Annotated in this window: 20 protein-coding genes; 1 reads left to right on the forward strand and 19 read right to left on the reverse strand. The window is 67.5% G+C overall.

The window, feature by feature from the left end:
* The 18 genes from ybgF to J2W68_RS02200 all read right to left on the reverse strand — a co-directional run bounded on the left by ybgF (position 1) and on the right by J2W68_RS02200 (position 15,449).
* Complete coding sequence (ybgF, locus tag J2W68_RS02115; protein WP_310232453.1) at positions 1 to 819, reverse strand: tol-pal system protein YbgF; 819 nt, start codon at positions 817 to 819, stop codon at positions 1 to 3.
* Positions 820 to 827: 8 nt separating this feature from the next.
* Positions 828 to 1,340 carry a peptidoglycan-associated lipoprotein Pal gene (gene pal / locus J2W68_RS02120; protein ID WP_310232262.1) on the reverse strand — a complete coding sequence of 171 codons (513 nt, stop codon included), beginning with the start codon at positions 1,338 to 1,340 and terminating at the stop codon, positions 828 to 830.
* A 65-nt stretch (positions 1,341 to 1,405) separates the two neighbouring features.
* A complete protein-coding gene (tolB, locus tag J2W68_RS02125) occupies positions 1,406 to 2,728 on the reverse strand; it encodes a Tol-Pal system beta propeller repeat protein TolB (protein WP_310232265.1) in 1,323 nt (440 codons plus the stop codon).
* 76 nt (positions 2,729 to 2,804) lie between these two features.
* Complete coding sequence (locus tag J2W68_RS02130; RefSeq protein ID WP_310232268.1) at positions 2,805 to 3,182, reverse strand: TonB C-terminal domain-containing protein; 378 nt, start codon at positions 3,180 to 3,182, stop codon at positions 2,805 to 2,807.
* 14 nt (positions 3,183 to 3,196) lie between these two features.
* On the reverse strand, positions 3,197 to 4,144 hold the full coding sequence (locus J2W68_RS02135; protein WP_310232271.1) for a cell envelope integrity protein TolA: 948 nt from the start codon (positions 4,142 to 4,144) through the stop codon (positions 3,197 to 3,199).
* A 28-nt stretch (positions 4,145 to 4,172) separates the two neighbouring features.
* On the reverse strand, positions 4,173 to 4,610 hold the full coding sequence (locus tag J2W68_RS02140) for an ExbD/TolR family protein (RefSeq protein WP_159677951.1): 438 nt from the start codon (positions 4,608 to 4,610) through the stop codon (positions 4,173 to 4,175).
* A gap of 69 nt (positions 4,611 to 4,679) precedes the next feature.
* Entirely contained in the window at positions 4,680 to 5,477 is a 798-nt protein-coding gene (gene tolQ, locus J2W68_RS02145) for a protein TolQ (RefSeq protein ID WP_310232275.1), read from the reverse strand.
* Between the two features lie 6 nt (positions 5,478 to 5,483).
* Positions 5,484 to 5,939, reverse strand: a complete 456-nt coding sequence (gene ybgC / locus J2W68_RS02150) for a tol-pal system-associated acyl-CoA thioesterase (protein WP_430539647.1) — start codon at positions 5,937 to 5,939, stop codon at positions 5,484 to 5,486.
* Between the two features lie 13 nt (positions 5,940 to 5,952).
* Entirely contained in the window at positions 5,953 to 6,984 is a 1,032-nt protein-coding gene (gene ruvB / locus J2W68_RS02155) for a Holliday junction branch migration DNA helicase RuvB (protein ID WP_310232277.1), read from the reverse strand.
* A gap of 111 nt (positions 6,985 to 7,095) precedes the next feature.
* Positions 7,096 to 8,094 carry an LLM class flavin-dependent oxidoreductase gene (locus J2W68_RS02160; RefSeq protein WP_310232280.1) on the reverse strand — a complete coding sequence of 333 codons (999 nt, stop codon included), beginning with the start codon at positions 8,092 to 8,094 and terminating at the stop codon, positions 7,096 to 7,098.
* A gap of 134 nt (positions 8,095 to 8,228) precedes the next feature.
* Positions 8,229 to 9,518, reverse strand: coding sequence for a diguanylate cyclase (locus J2W68_RS02165; protein WP_310232283.1), 1,290 nt, complete (start codon positions 9,516 to 9,518; stop codon positions 8,229 to 8,231).
* Positions 9,519 to 9,672: 154 nt separating this feature from the next.
* On the reverse strand, positions 9,673 to 11,598 hold the full coding sequence (locus J2W68_RS02170) for a potassium transporter Kup (protein WP_430539648.1): 1,926 nt from the start codon (positions 11,596 to 11,598) through the stop codon (positions 9,673 to 9,675).
* Positions 11,599 to 11,631: 33 nt separating this feature from the next.
* The gene (gene ruvA / locus J2W68_RS02175; RefSeq protein WP_310232286.1) at positions 11,632 to 12,222 is read right to left on the reverse strand and encodes a Holliday junction branch migration protein RuvA; all 591 of its coding nucleotides are present in this window, start codon (positions 12,220 to 12,222) and stop codon (positions 11,632 to 11,634) included.
* A gap of 161 nt (positions 12,223 to 12,383) precedes the next feature.
* Positions 12,384 to 12,905, reverse strand: a complete 522-nt coding sequence (gene ruvC, locus J2W68_RS02180; protein ID WP_310232289.1) for a crossover junction endodeoxyribonuclease RuvC — start codon at positions 12,903 to 12,905, stop codon at positions 12,384 to 12,386.
* Positions 12,902 to 13,237 carry a hypothetical protein gene (locus J2W68_RS02185; protein ID WP_310232291.1) on the reverse strand — a complete coding sequence of 112 codons (336 nt, stop codon included), beginning with the start codon at positions 13,235 to 13,237 and terminating at the stop codon, positions 12,902 to 12,904. Before J2W68_RS02185 ends, ruvC begins: the two co-directional genes overlap by 4 nt.
* Before the next feature lie 19 nt (positions 13,238 to 13,256).
* Positions 13,257 to 13,973, reverse strand: a complete 717-nt coding sequence (locus J2W68_RS02190; protein ID WP_310232293.1) for a YebC/PmpR family DNA-binding transcriptional regulator — start codon at positions 13,971 to 13,973, stop codon at positions 13,257 to 13,259.
* Between the two features lie 37 nt (positions 13,974 to 14,010).
* A complete protein-coding gene (locus J2W68_RS02195; RefSeq protein ID WP_310232296.1) occupies positions 14,011 to 14,652 on the reverse strand; it encodes an esterase/lipase family protein in 642 nt (213 codons plus the stop codon).
* Complete coding sequence (locus tag J2W68_RS02200) at positions 14,649 to 15,449, reverse strand: AraC family transcriptional regulator (protein ID WP_310232298.1); 801 nt, start codon at positions 15,447 to 15,449, stop codon at positions 14,649 to 14,651. Before J2W68_RS02200 ends, J2W68_RS02195 begins: the two co-directional genes overlap by 4 nt.
* A gap of 114 nt (positions 15,450 to 15,563) precedes the next feature.
* Here J2W68_RS02200 and J2W68_RS02205 point away from each other — a divergent pair, with 114 nt between their 5' ends.
* Complete coding sequence (locus J2W68_RS02205; RefSeq protein ID WP_310232301.1) at positions 15,564 to 15,992, forward strand: organic hydroperoxide resistance protein; 429 nt, start codon at positions 15,564 to 15,566, stop codon at positions 15,990 to 15,992.
* A 38-nt stretch (positions 15,993 to 16,030) separates the two neighbouring features.
* Here J2W68_RS02205 and J2W68_RS02210 read toward each other — a convergent pair whose 3' ends face one another.
* Complete coding sequence (locus tag J2W68_RS02210; RefSeq protein ID WP_310232460.1) at positions 16,031 to 16,549, reverse strand: GNAT family N-acetyltransferase; 519 nt, start codon at positions 16,547 to 16,549, stop codon at positions 16,031 to 16,033.
* Positions 16,550 to 16,584: the final 35 nt, after the last annotated feature.

Raw genomic sequence — 16,584 nt, forward strand, 5'->3', positions numbered from 1 at the left:
TCAGCGCAGGCGCGAGAGCTGGATCGCGCGGAGCCGGTCGGCGGCGGTGCGTGCCGCATCGGTGCCGGGGTACTGTTTGCCGACATCGGCAAGCGTGGTCTCGGCGCCGTCGAGGTCTTTCAGGCCGTACTGCGACAGGCCGACCTTGAGCATCGCGCCCGGGGCCTTGTCGCTCTGCGGATAGCGCTGCAACAGGGACAGGAACTGCTCCTGCGCCAACGCGTAATTCTGGGTGACGTAATAGCTTTCGCCGAGCCAATACAGCGCGTTCGGCGCGTAGCTGCCCTGCGGGTGCTGCTGCAGGAAGCCCTGGAACAGCGTGGCGGATTCGTCGTAGCGGGCATTCTTCAAGGCATCGAACGCCTGCTCGTAGGCGGCGCGTTCGTCGGCAGGCGCGGCCTGCGGTGCAGCGGGCGCAATGCCCGTCGCGGAGTCACGCGCGGCCTGCGCATTTGCGCCTGCCGCGGGTGCCGACGTTGCATCGCCGGTGGGATCGGGCAACTCCAGACCACCGCCGCCGCCACCCTGCCCGCTCTCGAGCCGGTTGAGCCGGCCGTCGATGTCGAGATACTGGCTGCGGTTGCTGGACTTGAGCTGCTCGTTCTGCTGCTGGAGTTCTTCAACCTGCGAACGCAGCGAGACGATCTCCTGCCGCAGCTGGTTGAGCTGGTTGAGCAGATCGACATTCGCGCTGGTATCACCGGCGCGCGCTTCGAGCGAAGCCACGCGGTCGGCGAGGCTCGCACGCTGCGCCCATGCGGGCGCGGCGACCACGAGGGTCGCCGCGAACGCGACTGGGAGCACCAGCCAATGACGCATCGAACGCATCAGCGCGCGGTGTAGATGATCTCGACGCGACGATTGCGGGCCCAGCAATCTTCGTTCGAGTCATTGCAGACCGGACGCTCTTCACCGTAGCTCACGACGGCCAGCTGGGCAGCCGAACCACCGTTGGCCTGCAGTGCCGAGGACACGCCATTGCCGCGACGCTCGCCCAGACCCTGGTTGTACTCGCGGCTGCCGCGCTCGTCGGCGTGGCCTTCCAGCGAGATGCGCGACGCGCTGCGGTCACGCAGGTACTTCGCGTGGCAGGCCATCACGGCCTGGAACTCGGGACGCAGGTTGTCCTGGTCCAGATCGAAGTACACGACGCGCTGACGCAGACATGCGTCGCTGTCGAGGTCGGCCGGGGTGTAGACACCCGCGGTCGGGGCAGTCGGAGCCACGGTGCCGGTCGACGGACCGGTATCGACCGGTGCCTCTTCCTTGACCTTCTTGGAACACGCAACAGCGGCGGTGCAGAGCATCGCAGCCAGCATCAAACGGGTGGTCATTTTCATCTCGTCGATCCTTGGTTTCTATAGGCAACAGGGCAATTGTTATTGGACGGGTCGTGCAGGCAGCGTCAGCGCTGTTCCCGGTACGGTCCCCATGCCGGCTCGCGCACATCGCCATCGGCGAGGACGAGGCGCTGACGCACACGGCCATCCGAAGACACCGCATACAACACACCCCTGCGCCCCTCACGCGCCGCGTACAAGACCATGCTGGCGTTCGGGGCGAAGCTCGGCGATTCGTCGAGCGACCCTGGCGACAGCGTGGACCAGCGGGGCGACCCCAGGCTGCGATCCAGCAGTGCAATACGGTACACGTTGCCTGAACCTTGCGCCACGACGATTTTCTTGCCATCGAAGGACACCGACGGATCGGCGTTGTAGGTGCCCTCGAAGGTCACACGGGTGGCGCTGCCGCCGGAAACCGGCGCTTGGTAGACCTGGGGCCGTCCGCCGCGGTCGGAGATGAAGTAGATGCTGTTGCCGTCGGCTGCCCAGGAGGGCGAAGTGTCGATGGCAAAGTGGTTGGTGACCTGGGTCAGCGCCTTGCTGCCGAGGTCCATGACGTAGATCTCGGGGTTGCCGCTGCGCGACAGCGACAGCGCCAGACGACGGCCGTCGGGCGAGAACGCCGGGGCACCGTTGATGCCGCGGAAGCTCGACACCAGCTCACGCTTGCCGTCCTTGATGTCCTGGATGTAGATCGCAGAATTGCCGCTCTCGAAGCTGACATAGGCGACACGGTTGCCGTCCGGGCTCCAGCTCGGCGACATCAGCGGTTCGTTGGAGCGCACCACGGTCTGCGGGCTATGCCCGTCGGAGTCGGCGACGATCAGCGCGTAGCGGGCGCTCGGCCCCACCCCGGTCTGGGTGATGTAGGCGATTCGGGTCCAGAACGCGCCACGCACGCCGGTGATCTTCTCGTAGATCGCGTCGGCCATCTGGTGGGCGACATCGCGCATCGCATTGGGACGCGCGGTCATCGCCAGGCCCAGCACGCGCTCCTGCTTGGCGACGTCGAACAGCTCGTACTCGACCCGGTAGCTGCCGTCGCCGGCGTCGACGACGCGGCCGACCACTAGGAAGTCCTGACGCAGCGCGCGCCAGGTCGGGTACTGGACCTCGCTGCCGCGCGTCGGACGCTCGACGATGTCGCGCTCGGGCAGCGTACGGAACTGGCCGGAGCGGTCGAGATCGGCGCGCACCACGGCGGCGACATCGGTGTCGGGTGCGGTTCCACTGCCCTGGTAGGGCATCGGCACGACCGCGATCGGCATCGCCTGGGCGCTGCCGCCGGTGATGTCGATCTCCAGGCCCTGCTGTTGCGCGCTGGCGAGCATGGGCAGGCCGAGCGCGAACAGAGCCAACAGGCAACGGATCAGAATGGGTTTCATCGGCTTACCGGTTTGGGGAGAGTGAACCCGGGCAGCTTGGCCGCTGGACCGGGGAACAGGATGAATACCAGCGCAATCATCGCGCCGCAGAGGTGAACGTCAGGATGAGGCTGCGCGAGAACACAGGTTCGAAGCCGACATAGGGCAATGGCGCCGCGCGCTGAACGGCACGCAGCAGGGACTGCCGGGCCGGCGCATCGAAGCCGCAGTCGGGCAGCGTGTCCACCGCCACCACGTCTCCGCCGGGCACCTGCTGGATCACGATCCGGCATCGGGCGTCGGCGGAAATGCCCTCGGGCACGAGCCACGCGCTCTGGATCGCCTCGCGCAGGGCGGCTCCGTAGCGCGCCCGGAGCACGTCGTCATGGGCATCGTTGGCGTAGGCGTGTCGCGAGGTTAGCGCCGCGCCTGCCAGGAGCAGCCCGCTCAACCCGAACGCGACAGTGCGCGCCACGCAGCGCCCCGGCATCAATCCTGCGCCGTGAAGTTGAGGTTGAGCCTGCGATTGAAGACGGGCTCGAAACCTGCAAACGGCAGCGGTTCGGCGGCGCGCACCGCGGCCTCGACCGAGCGACGGCCCTGCGCGTCGTAGGGGCAGGACGCGTCGAACTCGACGTTCAACACTTCGCCACCCGGCAACTGGGTGATGTAGAGACGGCAGCGCTGGCCCAGCGGCACGTTGTCGGGGCGACGCCAGTTACGACGGATCGCCTCTTGCAGCGCGGCGGCGTACTTCGCCGCCAGACCACTGTCGCCATCGGGCCGGCCCGGCGGCGGGCTCGCCGCGGACGCGGCGCGCTGATCGGACGCCTGCTGCGCATTGCGCTCGGCAATCTGCTTCAGACGCTGCTCCGACAACTGCGCCTCGCGCTGGGTCTTCTCGCGCTCGGCGCGCAGCTTCTCCAGTTCCTGGCGCGCAAGTCGGCGCTTCTCCTCAGCTTCCTGCTGCTTCTGCTGCTCGGCCAGTTCGATCTGCGCCTGGCGACGCTTCTCTTCCTGCTCCTTCTCGCGCTGCTCGGCGGCCAGCGCATCGCGGCGCACGGCGGCCTGTGAAACGGTGTCGGGCTCGGGTACGACTTCCTGCAGCTGCGGCTGACGTTGCTCGACGGCGTCTTCGGGACGCGGCTCGGGCAGGGGCTGCGGCGGCGCAGCGGCGGGCGCTTCGATCGGCTCGGGTACCGGCTCGGGCAGAGGGTCAGGCACCGGCTCGGGGGCGGGCTGCGGATCGGGCAGCGGCTCCGGCTTGCTGGCCAGGGCGCGCTGGTCGGCCGCGCTCAGCGCGTTGGGGTCGATGATGTCGGCCGAGACCGGCGAGCCCATTGCGGATTCGGGCCGCGACGAGGCATTCCACAGTGCGCCGAGCAGGATCAGGCCGAACAGCAGCACATGGACCAGGATCGACAGTCCAATCGCCACCGCATTGTCGGAACGCGACTCGCGCATCTCAGTTCGCGCTTTCCGCCGGACGGCTGATCAGGCTGACCTTGGTGATGCCGGCCTCGTTGATGAGGTCGATGGCATTCATGATCCGCTGGTAGCTGGCCGCGCCATCGCCGCTGACGAGAATCGTCGCATCCGGGTTCTGGGTGTGGATGCCACGCAGGCGCGCGACCAGATCCTCACGCGAGACCGAGGTGTTCTGCTGCTCGACCATCAGTGCGAGCTGGCCGTCGGGATAGACGCTGACGACCACAGGATCCTGCGGCGAGCCCAGCGACATCGCGCGCGAGTCCGGCAGGTTGATGTCGGTACCCAGATTCATCAGCGGCGTGGTGACCATGAAGATGATCAGCAGCACCAGCATCACGTCGATGTAGGGCACGACGTTGATTTCGTTCTTGAGCTTGCGCCGCTTGGAACGGCGCAGGGAGATCGACGACATGGCGGAATCCGGATGCGGGGACGGTCGAGCGCGTACGATCCGGCGCGCTCACGCGCGCCGGAAGGGGGTTCAATCGACGCCGGTCTGGCGCTCGAGAATGGACGAGAACTCGTCGGAGAAGGCCTCGAAGCGCGTGGCGACGCGCTCGACCTTGGTCGCGAAGCGGTTGTAGGCCCAGACCGCCGGAATCGCGGCAAACAGGCCCATCGCCGTCGCGATCAGCGCCTCGGAGATACCCGGCGCGACGGTGGCGATGGTCGCCTCCTTGACGCTGGCCAGGCCGTGGAACGAAATCATGATGCCCCACACGGTGCCGAGCAGACCCACGTAGGGCGCGATCGAACCGACGTTGGCGAGGTATTCGAGATTGCTTTCCAGCCCGTCGAGCTCGCGCGCGCCGGCGACGCGCATGCCGCGCTGCGCACCTTCCAGATGCGTGCGCGCATCGACGCCGCGGCGCTGCTGCTGCCGCGAGTACTCGCGATAGCCCGCCTCGAAGATGGCCTCCAGGCCCTCGATCTCACGGTTGCGCTCGGTCGCCGAGGCGTAGAGCTTGCTGATCTCGGCGCCGGACCAGAACCGCTCCTCGAAGCGGTCGGCTTCTTTCTCGGCGCGGTCGAGCAGACGCTTCTTGCGGAAGATGATGACCCAGGACGAAATCGATGCGAACAGCAGCAGCAGCATCACCAGTTGCACCGGGATCGACGCATGCAGCACCAGTTCGAGGATGCTGAGATCGTTGGGCAGCGGCGCGGTCGCCGCCGCGGCTGCCCCGGTGGTCGCCAGCTCGGTCGCGCCGACGGGGGCCTCTTCGGGCAACGCCTGCACCTGGGCGGCGGACTGCAACAGCACGGGCATGAGACTCATCCAGGATTACTCCGCTGACGTTTCGAGTGACTTGAGTTGTGTGTAGAGCGCGTCGGGAATCGCACGCGGCCTGAAATCGGATGCCGACAGTGCGGCGACACGCACCTCGGCATCGAGCAGCAGTTCGCCATTACGGCGCACCTCCTGCACGAACACCGCGCTTGCACGCCGGCACTGCCGCAACGCCACGCTGACCTCCAGCGCATCGTCCAGGCGGGCGGGGCTGCGGAAATCGATCCGCATCGCCCGCACCGCGAAGACCGTGCCGTGTCCGTCGCGCAGAGACGCCTGTCCATGACCCTGCGCACGCAACCACTCGCTGCGTGCGCGTTCCATGAAGGCAACGTACTGCGCGTGGTAGACGACGCCACCAGCGTCGGTATCTTCCCAATAGACGCGTGTCGGCCAACTGAATAGACCGGACGGGCCGCTCGCAGGTGTCGGGATCGCTGTCAAAGCCACGCCTCGCAGGACATCAGAACAGGTGACCGGGGGTCGCGGTGGCGTCGCGGCGCGGTTCCAGCCCCAGATGGCGCCAGGCCTTGGTCGTCGCCATGCGGCCGCGCGCGGTGCGCACGAGATAGCCCTGCTGGATCAGATAGGGCTCAATGACGTCTTCGAGCGTGCCGCGTTCCTCACTGAGGGCGGCCGCCATCGACTCGACCCCGACCGGGCCGCCGTCGAAGTTCTCGATGATCAGATGCAGCAGACGTCGATCGAGTTCGTCGAAGCCTTCCGGATCGACCTTGAGCATCTGCATCGCGGCGTTCGCCACATCGCGGTCGATACGGCCACCGGCGCGCACCTGCGCATAGTCGCGCACGCGGCGCAGCAGGCGGTTGGCGATACGCGGTGTGCCGCGGGCGCGCTTGGCGATCTCGGCAGCGCCGTCGGGCTCGCAGGACAGGCCGAGGATCTGCGCCGAGCGGCGCACGATCCGGGTCAGCTCCTCGGCGCTGTAGAACTCCAGCCGCTGCACAATGCCGAAGCGATCGCGCAGCGGCGCGGTCAGCAGGCCTGCGCGCGTGGTCGCGCCGATCAGGGTGAAAGGCGGCAGGTCGATCTTGATCGAACGCGCCGCGGGGCCCTCGCCGATCATGATGTCGAGCTGGAAATCCTCCATCGCCGGATACAGCACTTCCTCCACGACCGGCGACAGGCGGTGGATTTCGTCGATGAAGAGCACATCGTGCGGCTGCAGATTGGTCAGCAACGCGGCGAGATCACCGGCCTTCTCGATCACCGGCCCCGAGGTCACCCGCAGTGCGACGCCGAGCTCGTTGGCGATCACGTGGCTCAGCGTGGTTTTGCCCAGGCCCGGCGGCCCGAAGATCAGGACGTGGTCGAGCGCCTCGCGGCGCTGCTTCGCGGCCTCGATGAAGATCGACATCTGTTCGCGGACCGGCAACTGGCCGAGGTACTCATCCAGCCGCTGCGGCCGGATGCTCGCCTCGATGGCGTCGTCCTCGCGGGTGGCGTCGGCGGCGATGATGCGGTCTGCGGTCATCCGCGCATGATCGCATGGCGCGGGCGCGTTATTACGCGTGAGAACGCCGCTGGACGCGATGCCTCTGGCGAAAAGCATCGCGCCCAAGGGCGCTCCTACACATTGCCGACGTCAGGCGCGCATCGCGTCTGCAGCCAGCGCGAAGCTGTGCTTGCGTGCGTCGTGGTCGAAGATGTTGGCCGTCAGCATCAGTTCGTCCGGGCGATGGCGTGCGACGAACTCGGCGATGCCTTCGCGCACGTCGCCCGGATCGCCGATCACCGAGCACGCCAGCGACTGCGCGACCATCGCCTTCTCGGCGGGCGACCAGAACGCCTCGATGTCGTCGATCGGCGGCGGGATCAGGCCAGGCGTGCCACGACGCAGTCGCACGAAACTCTGCTGCTGCGTGGTGAACAGGCGTTCGGCTTCGGCGCGGGTATCGGCCGCGACCACGTTGAGCACCAGCATCGCGTGCGGCTGACGCAGATGTTTCGACGGACGGAAATCGCGGTGATACAGCGCCAGCGCTTCCGACATCGCGCCTGGCGCGAAATGCGACGCGAACGCGTACGGCAGACCGAGCGTCGCCGCGAGGCCGGCGCCGAACAAGCTTGAGCCGAGGATCCACACCGGCACATCGAGGCCTGCACCCGGCACGGCCTGCACCGGCTGTCCCGGCTGGGCCGGCTCGAAATAACGCAGCAGCTCCATCACATCGGACGGGAACGCATCCGCGCCGGCGTAATAACGACGCAGCGCCTTGGTCGTCGGCTGGTCGGTCCCGGGCGCGCGGCCCAGACCGAGATCGATCCGCCCGGGATACAACGACGCCAGCGTGCCGAACTGCTCGGCCACCTGCAGCGGCGCGTGGTTGGGCAGCATCACCCCACCCGACCCCACCCGGATCGTCGACGTGCCGCCGGCGATGTGTCCGATCAGCACGGCCGTCGCGGCGCTGGCGATCCCCGGCATGTTGTGGTGCTCGGCCAGCCAGTAGCGCGCATAGCCGAGCGCTTCGGCGTGGCGGGCGAGATCGAGGGAACGGGCGAAGGACTCGGCCGGGGTGCTGCCCTCGGTTACAGGGGCAAGGTCGAGGACGGAATACGGGGTGCGTGGGGAATTGGCCATGCCAGTCAGATGGGGCCATCGGCGGGAAATACCACGCCCATGCGCCTGAATGCATGATGCGCCGGCTGCACCCTCAGCCTTGCTTGCCACGCATCCGAACGAGGCGCCAGTGCACCGGGTGCCCTGCGCCGGACTCAGCCGCTTGCGACCACCCGGTTCCGACCGCCGGCCTTGGCGAGATACAGCCGCCGGTCTGCTTCGGCCAGCAGGCATTGCAGATCGTCGTCGGCGGTCACCGCACGCACGCCGATGCTCACCGTCATGCGCAGCTCGCCCCCCGGCGAATGCACCACCAGGTGCTCGATGCGCTGACGCAGGCTGTCGAAATAGTCCAGTAGCGCCGCGCCCTCGAGATCCGGCGCGAGCAGGCAGAATTCCTCGCCTCCGAAGCGGGCGACGTGATCCCCGTCGCGGGCATGCGCGGACAGCGCCGCGGCGACCGCACGCAGGGCATGGTCGCCGGCCTCGTGCCCCCAGCTGTCGTTGATGCGCTTGAAGTGGTCGATGTCGAGGATCGCCATCGCAAGCCGTCTTCCGGCGGCCCGCATCTGCGGCACCAGGCGCTCGGCCTGCTCGAGAAAATGGCGCCGGTTGGGCAGGCCGGTCAAAAAATCCCGGGTCGCGAGATCCTGCAGACTGCCGATCAGCTCCAGCTGATCCACGTTCTGCGACACCCGGCAGAAGAATTCCTCCCGTGAAAAGGGTTTGCGCAGGAAATCATTGGCACCACTCTTGAGGAAACGTGCGACCAGCGTGGCGTCATCCCGCCCCGAGACCCCGATCACCGCGACCCGGTCGCGCGCCCGCAGCGCGCGCAGGCGTTGCGTCAGTTCAACACCCTGCATCCCCGGCATTTCCTGGTCGATGATCGCCAGGCGGATCGTCGCATCCGATTCCAGCGCCTTCAGTGCAGCTGCGCCGTCGATCGCCTCCACGACCCGATAGCCGAACATCTTCAGCAACGTCGCGGTATGCAGACGCGCGGACATCGAATCATCGACGACCAGCGCCGAGATGCGCCGGTTGCGCTCCAGGCGCTTCACCAGCCAGACGATGTAGTCGACGCTGCCGGGCGTGCTCTTGAGCACCACATCGATGACCCGCCGCCGCAGTACGCGTTCGCGTAGGTCCTCGTCGTAAACGCCTGTGACGACGACCGTCGATAGGCCGCGATCCTGGAAACAATCGATCACCGTCTCGCGGTCGCCGTCGGCCAGCACCAGGCCGGTCAGCGCGAGGAACCAGTCGTCGTGACGATCCAGAAGCTCGCGCGCTTCGGCCAGCGTGGACGCAACGACGACAGGGAGTTCGAGCTGCTGCTCGATCGCCTCGGCGATCGCCCGCGCGTATGCCCGCGAGTTTTCCACCAGCAGAACGCGGAGCGGTAGGACAGGCGTCTGTACAACCGCTTGAAGCGATGGCATGCGGGAAGGCCCTTCGAAAGCATCACCCCGCTATCGGCAGGAGGCTCGAGAAATTGAGCCCGGCTTGAACTTTCCGAGCAGGCCTGGCGGCCTGCCTGCCGGCGCAGGGCATTCGACGACGCCCGCGACGGGTGGCCATCGCCTCAGCCAGGTGTCAGATCTGCACCTGCGAGCCGAGTTCCACCAGCCGATTCCCCGGAATCCGGAAGAACACGGTCGCTGGTGCCGCATTGCGGTGCATGAAGGCAAACAGCTTGTCGCGCCACACCGGCATGCCGCGATGCGGACTCGCCACCACCGTCTCGCGACTGGTGAAGTAGGTCGTGTCCATCGGATCGAGCACGATGCCGTCCTCGATGTCGCCGCAGCGCATCAATGCCACCGGCACGTCCGGGGTTTCCATGAACCCGAAGCGCACGGTGATGCGATGGAAGTTGTCGCCGATCGATTCCATCTTCAAACGTCGATCGGGCGCGGCATACGGCAACGTCAGCGTCTCGACAGTCAGGAACACGTTGCGCTCGTGCAGCACCTTGTTGTGCTTGAGGTTGTGCATCAGCGCATGCGGCACGATGCCGCGGTCACTGGTCAGGAACACCGCGGTGCCGGGCACGCGCACCGGCGGCGCGAGCATCAGGCCGGGCAGGAAGGTGTCGAGGCGGATACCGTCCTTCTGGATCTCGGCGTGCAGCAGCTGTCGGCCGCGGCGCCACGTGCGCAGCAGGGTGAACAGCGTGATGCCCAGCACCAGCGGGAACCACGCACCCTGCAGCACCTTGGCGCCGTTGGCGACCACGAAGGCCACATCGATGAAGATGAAGACCGCGCAGCACGGCAGCACCCAGCGCCGCCAGCGCGGCCACAGCGCGCGGGCGACGACGATCAGCAGCAGGGTGTCGATCAGCATCGTCAGCGACACCGAGATGCCGTAAGCCGCAGCGAGCGCCGAGGACGTCTTGAAGCTCAACACCAGCGCGATGACGACGATCGCCATCGCCCAGTTGATACCGGGGATATAGATCTGGCCGATGGTGTCGCTGGAGGTGTGGCGCACATGCATGCGCGGGATGTAGCCCAGCTGCATCGCCTGGCGTGCGACCGAGAATCCGCCGGTGATGACGGCCTGCGAGGCAATGACCGTTGCGCAGGTTGCCAGCACGATCATCGGCCAGCGTGCCCACTCCGGCACGCCGATATAGAACGGGTTCTGGATCGCCGCCGGATCCTCGAGTACCAGCGCACCCTGCCCCAGATAGTTGAGCATCAGCGACGGCAGCACGAAGAAATACCAGGCGTAGCGGATCGGCCGGGCGCCGAAATGGCCCATGTCGGTGTAGATCGCCTCACCGCCGGTCACCGCCAGCACCACCGCGCCGAGGATGAAGACGCCACCCCAACTGTGTTCGATGAAAAAGCGCCCCGCCCACATGGGGTTGATGGCATGCAGCACTTCCGGCTCGTGCAGGATGTTGAGCACGCCCAGCGCCGCGAGCGAGAGGAACCACAGCATCGTGATCGGGCCGAACACGCGGCCGACCTTGGCGGTGCCGTAGCGCTGGGTCGCGAACAGGATCGTCAGCACGACGACGGTGATGGGAATGATCCAGGCATGCAGTCCCGGCGCGACGACCTCCAGCCCCTCCACGGCAGACAGCACCGAGATCGCCGGCGTGATCACGCCGTCGCTGAAGAACAGCGACGCACCGAACACGCCGAGGATGCCGACCAGATACCCGGACTTGCCGCCCTTGGAGAGACAGCGCTGGGCCAGCGCCATCAGCGCCATGATGCCGCCCTCGCCGTCGTTGTCGGCGCGCAGGATGATCGTGACGTACTTCAGCGTCACCACCAGCATCAGCGACCAGAAGATCATCGACAGCACGCCGAGCACGGTGTCGTGATTGGCGATCAGGCCGTAATGCGGCGAGAACGCCTCGCGCAGCGTGTACAGCGGGCTGGTGCCGATGTCGCCGAAGACGACACCGATCGCGCCGGCGATCAGGCCGGCGAGACCCACCTTGCCGTGTCCCGAACCGGGGGTACGCGGGCCCGTAGCGGGCTGGCTGCTGGGGTGTGACATGAAGTGCCGACCTTGCCGACGGGTGTGGGGGTGTCAGCGAAGCGCGGACTGTAGCGCTTTCCGGATGATGATTTCGGGCGGATCGCCGTCGCTGGCCGCGGCCTTCGCCATGCGCACCGCGTCGACCGGCTTGTAACCCAGTTGCTGCAGGGCCACGACCGCCTCCGACATCGGATCGGCCGGGACCTGCACCCCACCAATCGCCCCGCCCGCGCCAGCCAGGTCGGCCGCACGGTCGCGCAGTTCGACCACCATCCGCTCGGCGGTCTTCTTGCCGATGCCCGGGATCTTGGTCAGCGCTGTGACATCCCCGGTGTGGACCAGGCGCGCGAAGGTGTCGACGCTGACGCCCGACAGGATCGCCAGCGCGATCTTCGCGCCGATGCCGGTGACCTTCTGCACGTCGCGGAACAGCCGCCGCTCCGACTCGTGCAGGAAGCCGTACAGCGAGACGCTGTCCTCCTTCTGCGCGTAATGCGTGAACAGCGCGACCTCGCGGCCGACTTCGGGCAGGTCGTAGAAGGTGCTCATCGGCGCTTCAAGTTCATAGCCGACGCCGCCCACGTCGATCACCAGCCAGGGCGGTGCCTTGTGGGCCAGCGTGCCGCGCAGTCTTCCGATCATGGGAAATGTCCGATTCGAAGCATTCTGGAAAACCGTCACTCTCGCGAAAGCGGGAGTCCAGTGTCTTTCAACGTGACTTCAAAAAAACGAAACCACTGGATTCCCGCTTTCGCGGGAATGAAGGTCGGGAATGAAGGTGGATAGGATAGAGACGCGGCCTGTCACTTGCGCCCCCAGGCCTGCTTCACGTCAACGCCGAGCCGCTTCGCGGTCGCGCTGACGTGCGCATGGGTGATCGCGACCGCCAGCGCGTCGGCGGCGTCGGCCTGCAGCTTGCCGGTCAGCCCGAGCATCAGCCCGACCATGTGCTGGATCTGCACCTTGTCGGCGCTGCCACGCCCCACCACCGCCAGCTTGACCTCGGTGGCCGCGTATTCGCTGACCGGCAGATCGCGCAGCACCACCGCGCCGATCGCAGCGCCGCGCGCCTGGCCGAGTTTGAGCGCCGAATCGGGATTGCGCGCCATGAACACTTTTTCGATCGCGACCTCGTCGGGTCGGTGCTCGATGATCAAGGCGGTCAGCCCATCGAGCAGGCGACGCAGGCGCGCGGGAAACTCGCCCGCGGTCACCAGCACCAGCGGCGCATGGAACACGTGCGTGACCTTGCCCGCGGCATCGACGTCGATGATGCCGACCCCGGTGCGCTGCGAACCGGGATCGATGCCGAGGATGCGGGTCATGCCGACGCCCGCAGCGGGCGCGGCGCGACGCGCCGTGCGGCGACGAAGGCCGCCCAGCCGATCAGCGCACTCATCGCGATGCGCGCCGGGAAATACACCACGGCCGGCAGCGCGAACAGCCAGGCGACGAATCCACCAGGCATGGCCAGCAGCGCGACCGACTTCACCCAGTACAGCGCCGGCAGGTGGCCGGCCAGCAGCGCATCGACCGACGGCCCGGGCATCGCCCAGCCCGCGCTGCCGACCACGACCATTGCCAGTACCGCGATCAGGCCATCGCCGACGCTGCCCACGACGGACGCCCAGCCAACCCAGAGCAGGAAAATCCGCATCGGCGACCGGCGCTGCCCGTCAGCCCTCGAACTGTGCGTTGGAATAGACCGCCTGCACATCGTCGAGATCTTCGAGCAGATCGAGCATCTTGCGGACCTGCTCGGCGGTCTCGCCGTCGACGGCGATGTCGTTGTCGGCGCGGTAGGTCACTTCGGCGTGGCCGGGCACCAGACCGGCGGCGGTCATCGCGTCCCGCACCGATTCGAACGCATCCGCGCTGGTGACCACGTCGATCGCGCCGTCCTCGGGATACACCACGACGTCGTCGGCGCCGGCCTCGATCGCGGCCTCGGTCACCGCGTCCTCGTCCAGACCTTCGAAGCTCAACACGCCCAGTCGCTTGAACATGAAAGCGACCGAGCCTTCGGTGCCCATGTTGCCGCCGCACTTGCCGAACGCATGGCGGACCTCGGCCACGGTGCGCACGCGGTTGTCGGTCAGCGTATCGACGATCACGGCGACGCCGCCCGGGGCATAGCCCTCGTAGCGGATCTCTTCGTATTCGACGCCTTCCAGCTCGCCGGTCGCCTTCTTGATCGCGCGCTCGACCACGTCCTTGGTCATGTTCTGGGCCATGCCCTTGTCGATCGCCGTGCGCAGGCGCGGATTGTTCGACGGATCACCGCCGCCGGCACGCGCCGCCACGCCGATCTCGCGAATGATCTTGGTGAAGATCTTGCCGCGCTTGGCGTCGGTCGCGTTCTTGCGGGCCTCGATCGAAGGTCCTCGTCCCATGGGTCGTCAGGTCTATTGGCGTTGGAAGCCGGCGATTTTACTCCGCATGCCGCGGCCGCGCGTGTTCGAAGCGGCCATGGCGCAGGAATCCCACCGTCTGCCGCACCGCATCGGCCGACAGCAGCAGGCCACTGTGGCTGGCCTGCACGACGATATGGTCGGCCAGCGCCGGCGCGCGGGTTTCCTCGACCGATACCGTGCCGTCGTGCGGCCCGTCGAACCGCGCCAACAGCGCGCCCAAGCCACGCGGCACGCAGCCGGCGACCATGCCGACCTCGAGCCCGGCCGGCCATGCAACGCAGCCGGCCTGCAGGATATCGGCGCTACGGCCGAAGTACAGATGCGACATCGGCACCCGCGACAGCGCATGCGCCGCGCCGCTGCCGCAGACCGGCGAGCCCAGGCAGACGATGCGACCCACCGGCAGGTCCGGCGCGGCACCTGCCGCCCGCAGCGCCGACAGGCCGCCCAGGCTGTGGCCGACGACATGGGCCGGGCCTTGGGCGAGTGCGTCGGCCAGACGCTCGGCAGCCGCGTCCGGGCCGCCTGCAATGCTCGGGTATCCGATAATTTCGGTCTCGAAGCCGGCCTCGGCCAGACCGCGTGCGAAACGCCGCATCGTCAGGCCGACCATCCAGATGCCATGCAACAGCAGCACGCGCGTCGGCGCAGCGCTCATGCGACGGCCTCGCTCGCGCCGCGGGCCTGCCGCCAGGCCCGCGGCGACACGCCGCTGTGCGCCTTGAACGCACGCGACAGCGCCGCCTCACTGCCGTAACCGACTTCGTCGGCGATCAGCTTCAACGGCCGGCCGCGGCGCAGCGCACGCTGTGCGAGGCCGATGCGCCAGGCCTGCAGATACTGCCCCGGCGTCTGGCCGATCGCCTCGCGGAAGGCGTCCGCGAACGCACTGCGTGACATGCCGGCGGCGTCCGCCAGCGTTTCCAGCGACCACGGCTGCGCCGGCGCTTCGTGCATCGCCACCAGCGCGCGTCGCAGACGCGGATGGGCCATGCCGGCCAGCAGTCCGCCACGCAGCGCCCCGGCTTCCATCTGCTGACGCAGCACCTGCACCAGCAGCGCCTCGACCAGTCGCTCGATCAGCGCGGTCCGCCCGCAGCGCCCATCGAAGGCTTCTTCGTAGAGCAACGCCAGCAGCCCCTGTGAACCCGGCAGCGCGTCGGGCGAGACCCACAACGTCTCGGGCAAGGCGGTCGACAGCGGACTGTCGGCGCCGCCTTCGAACAGCAGCCGCACGCGCATCCAGGCCGCGCCCGCTTCAGGGACAACCGTGTCCCGCGTCTCCACGCGCGAGCGCAGCAGCAGGCCCGGGCCATTCCATGTGCCGGTCCCCGGCAGCGCGATGGCACCGTCGCGCACCAGCCACAGCGCGGCGCCCGGCTGGCCATCGCCCAAGGGATCCACACGCGCGGCGATCGGGAAGCGGTCGAGCAAAGCCGCGAGGCGATCCACCACATCAGGACTCCAGGACAAGTTTCATGGACTTTGTATCACCAATCGTCGCCCATAAGCATGCACGATGATCACCTCGCCGGCGCATCTCGCCACCGGCTCTACCGGAGATTCCCGATGTCCATCAAAACCGTGCTCTACACCGCCACTGCCACCGCAACCGGCGGCCGCGAAGGCCGCGCCACATCAAGCGACAACGTCCTCGACGTCACCCTGTCGACCCCACGCGAACTCGGCGGCGCCGGCGGCCCGGGCACGAATCCCGAACAGCTGTTCGCGGCCGGCTATTCGGCCTGCTTCCTCGGCGCGCTGAAGTTCGTCGCCGGCCAGCACAAGGTCGCGCTGCCGGCTGACACCACCGTCACCGGGAAAGTCGGCATCGGCAAGATCCCGACCGGCTTCGGCATCCAGGCCGATCTCACCATTTCGGCGCCGGGCGTGGATCGCGAACAGCTGCAGACCCTGGTCGACGCCGCGCACATCGTGTGTCCGTACTCCAACGCGACCCGCGGCAACATCGACGTGACGCTGTCGCTCGCCGGGTAAGTCGTGCAGAAGTGGGGACGCGCCTGGCGCGTCCCCACTCAGCCGTGCGCCGGACGGCGCAGGATGAATTCCAGATCGTTGATCGAGCCGACCGGGAAGATGTAATCACCGACATGCTCGAAACCGTGGCGAGCATAGAAGCGCTGCGCGCCGAGGTTCTCCGACCACACACCGACCCACAACGTGCGCGGGCCGTCGCGCAGCAGCCAGTCCATCGCGGCGTCCATCAGCCGCGTCTCGTTGCCGCCGCCCTGATGGCCCTGCACGAGATAGAGCCGCTTGAGTTCACCGTCGCCTCTCGCGACATCGGCGTGCGGCAGCCCGCAGGGACCGGCCGCGGCATGACCGATCGCCTCGCCCTCATGTTCCAGCAGCCAGACGGCGTAGTCCGGATGCGCAAGGATCGTGCGCTGCTTCTCCACCGCGTAGGCATCAGCCAGAAACGCCGCGAGATCCTCCGGCGGATACAGATGGCCGAAGGTCTCGGTGAACGTGCGCGCGGCCAGCACCGACAGCGTCTGCGCGTCGTCGACGGTGGCGCGGCGGAGCGTCGGCACGGTGTTGGACGCAGCGTCAACGGATTGTCCGGTCA

Origin of the sequence: Luteimonas terrae, assembly GCF_031457535.1 — a bacterium.
Lineage (GTDB): Bacteria > Pseudomonadota > Gammaproteobacteria > Xanthomonadales > Xanthomonadaceae > Luteimonas > Luteimonas terrae_A.

Coding starts and splice junctions, on each gene's coding strand:
- tolQ (WP_310232275.1), bottom strand. CDS start 5,477: ATGAGTCTCATGCCCGTGCTGTTGCAGTCCGCCGCCCAGGTGCAGGCG.
- ruvB (WP_310232277.1), bottom strand. CDS start 6,984: ATGACCGCAGACCGCATCATCGCCGCCGACGCCACCCGCGAGGACGAC.
- pal (WP_310232262.1), bottom strand. CDS start 1,340: ATGAAAATGACCACCCGTTTGATGCTGGCTGCGATGCTCTGCACCGCC.
- J2W68_RS02205 (WP_310232301.1), top strand. CDS start 15,564: ATGTCCATCAAAACCGTGCTCTACACCGCCACTGCCACCGCAACCGGC.
- J2W68_RS02190 (WP_310232293.1), bottom strand. CDS start 13,973: ATGGGACGAGGACCTTCGATCGAGGCCCGCAAGAACGCGACCGACGCC.
- ybgF (WP_310232453.1), bottom strand. CDS start 819: ATGCGTCATTGGCTGGTGCTCCCAGTCGCGTTCGCGGCGACCCTCGTG.
- J2W68_RS02195 (WP_310232296.1), bottom strand. CDS start 14,652: ATGAGCGCTGCGCCGACGCGCGTGCTGCTGTTGCATGGCATCTGGATG.
- J2W68_RS02165 (WP_310232283.1), bottom strand. CDS start 9,518: ATGCCATCGCTTCAAGCGGTTGTACAGACGCCTGTCCTACCGCTCCGC.
- J2W68_RS02185 (WP_310232291.1), bottom strand. CDS start 13,237: ATGCGGATTTTCCTGCTCTGGGTTGGCTGGGCGTCCGTCGTGGGCAGC.
- J2W68_RS02160 (WP_310232280.1), bottom strand. CDS start 8,094: ATGGCCAATTCCCCACGCACCCCGTATTCCGTCCTCGACCTTGCCCCT.
- tolB (WP_310232265.1), bottom strand. CDS start 2,728: ATGAAACCCATTCTGATCCGTTGCCTGTTGGCTCTGTTCGCGCTCGGC.
- ruvC (WP_310232289.1), bottom strand. CDS start 12,905: ATGACCCGCATCCTCGGCATCGATCCCGGTTCGCAGCGCACCGGGGTC.
- J2W68_RS02140 (WP_159677951.1), bottom strand. CDS start 4,610: ATGTCGTCGATCTCCCTGCGCCGTTCCAAGCGGCGCAAGCTCAAGAAC.
- J2W68_RS02170 (WP_430539648.1), bottom strand. CDS start 11,598: ATGTCACACCCCAGCAGCCAGCCCGCTACGGGCCCGCGTACCCCCGGT.
- ruvA (WP_310232286.1), bottom strand. CDS start 12,222: ATGATCGGAAGACTGCGCGGCACGCTGGCCCACAAGGCACCGCCCTGG.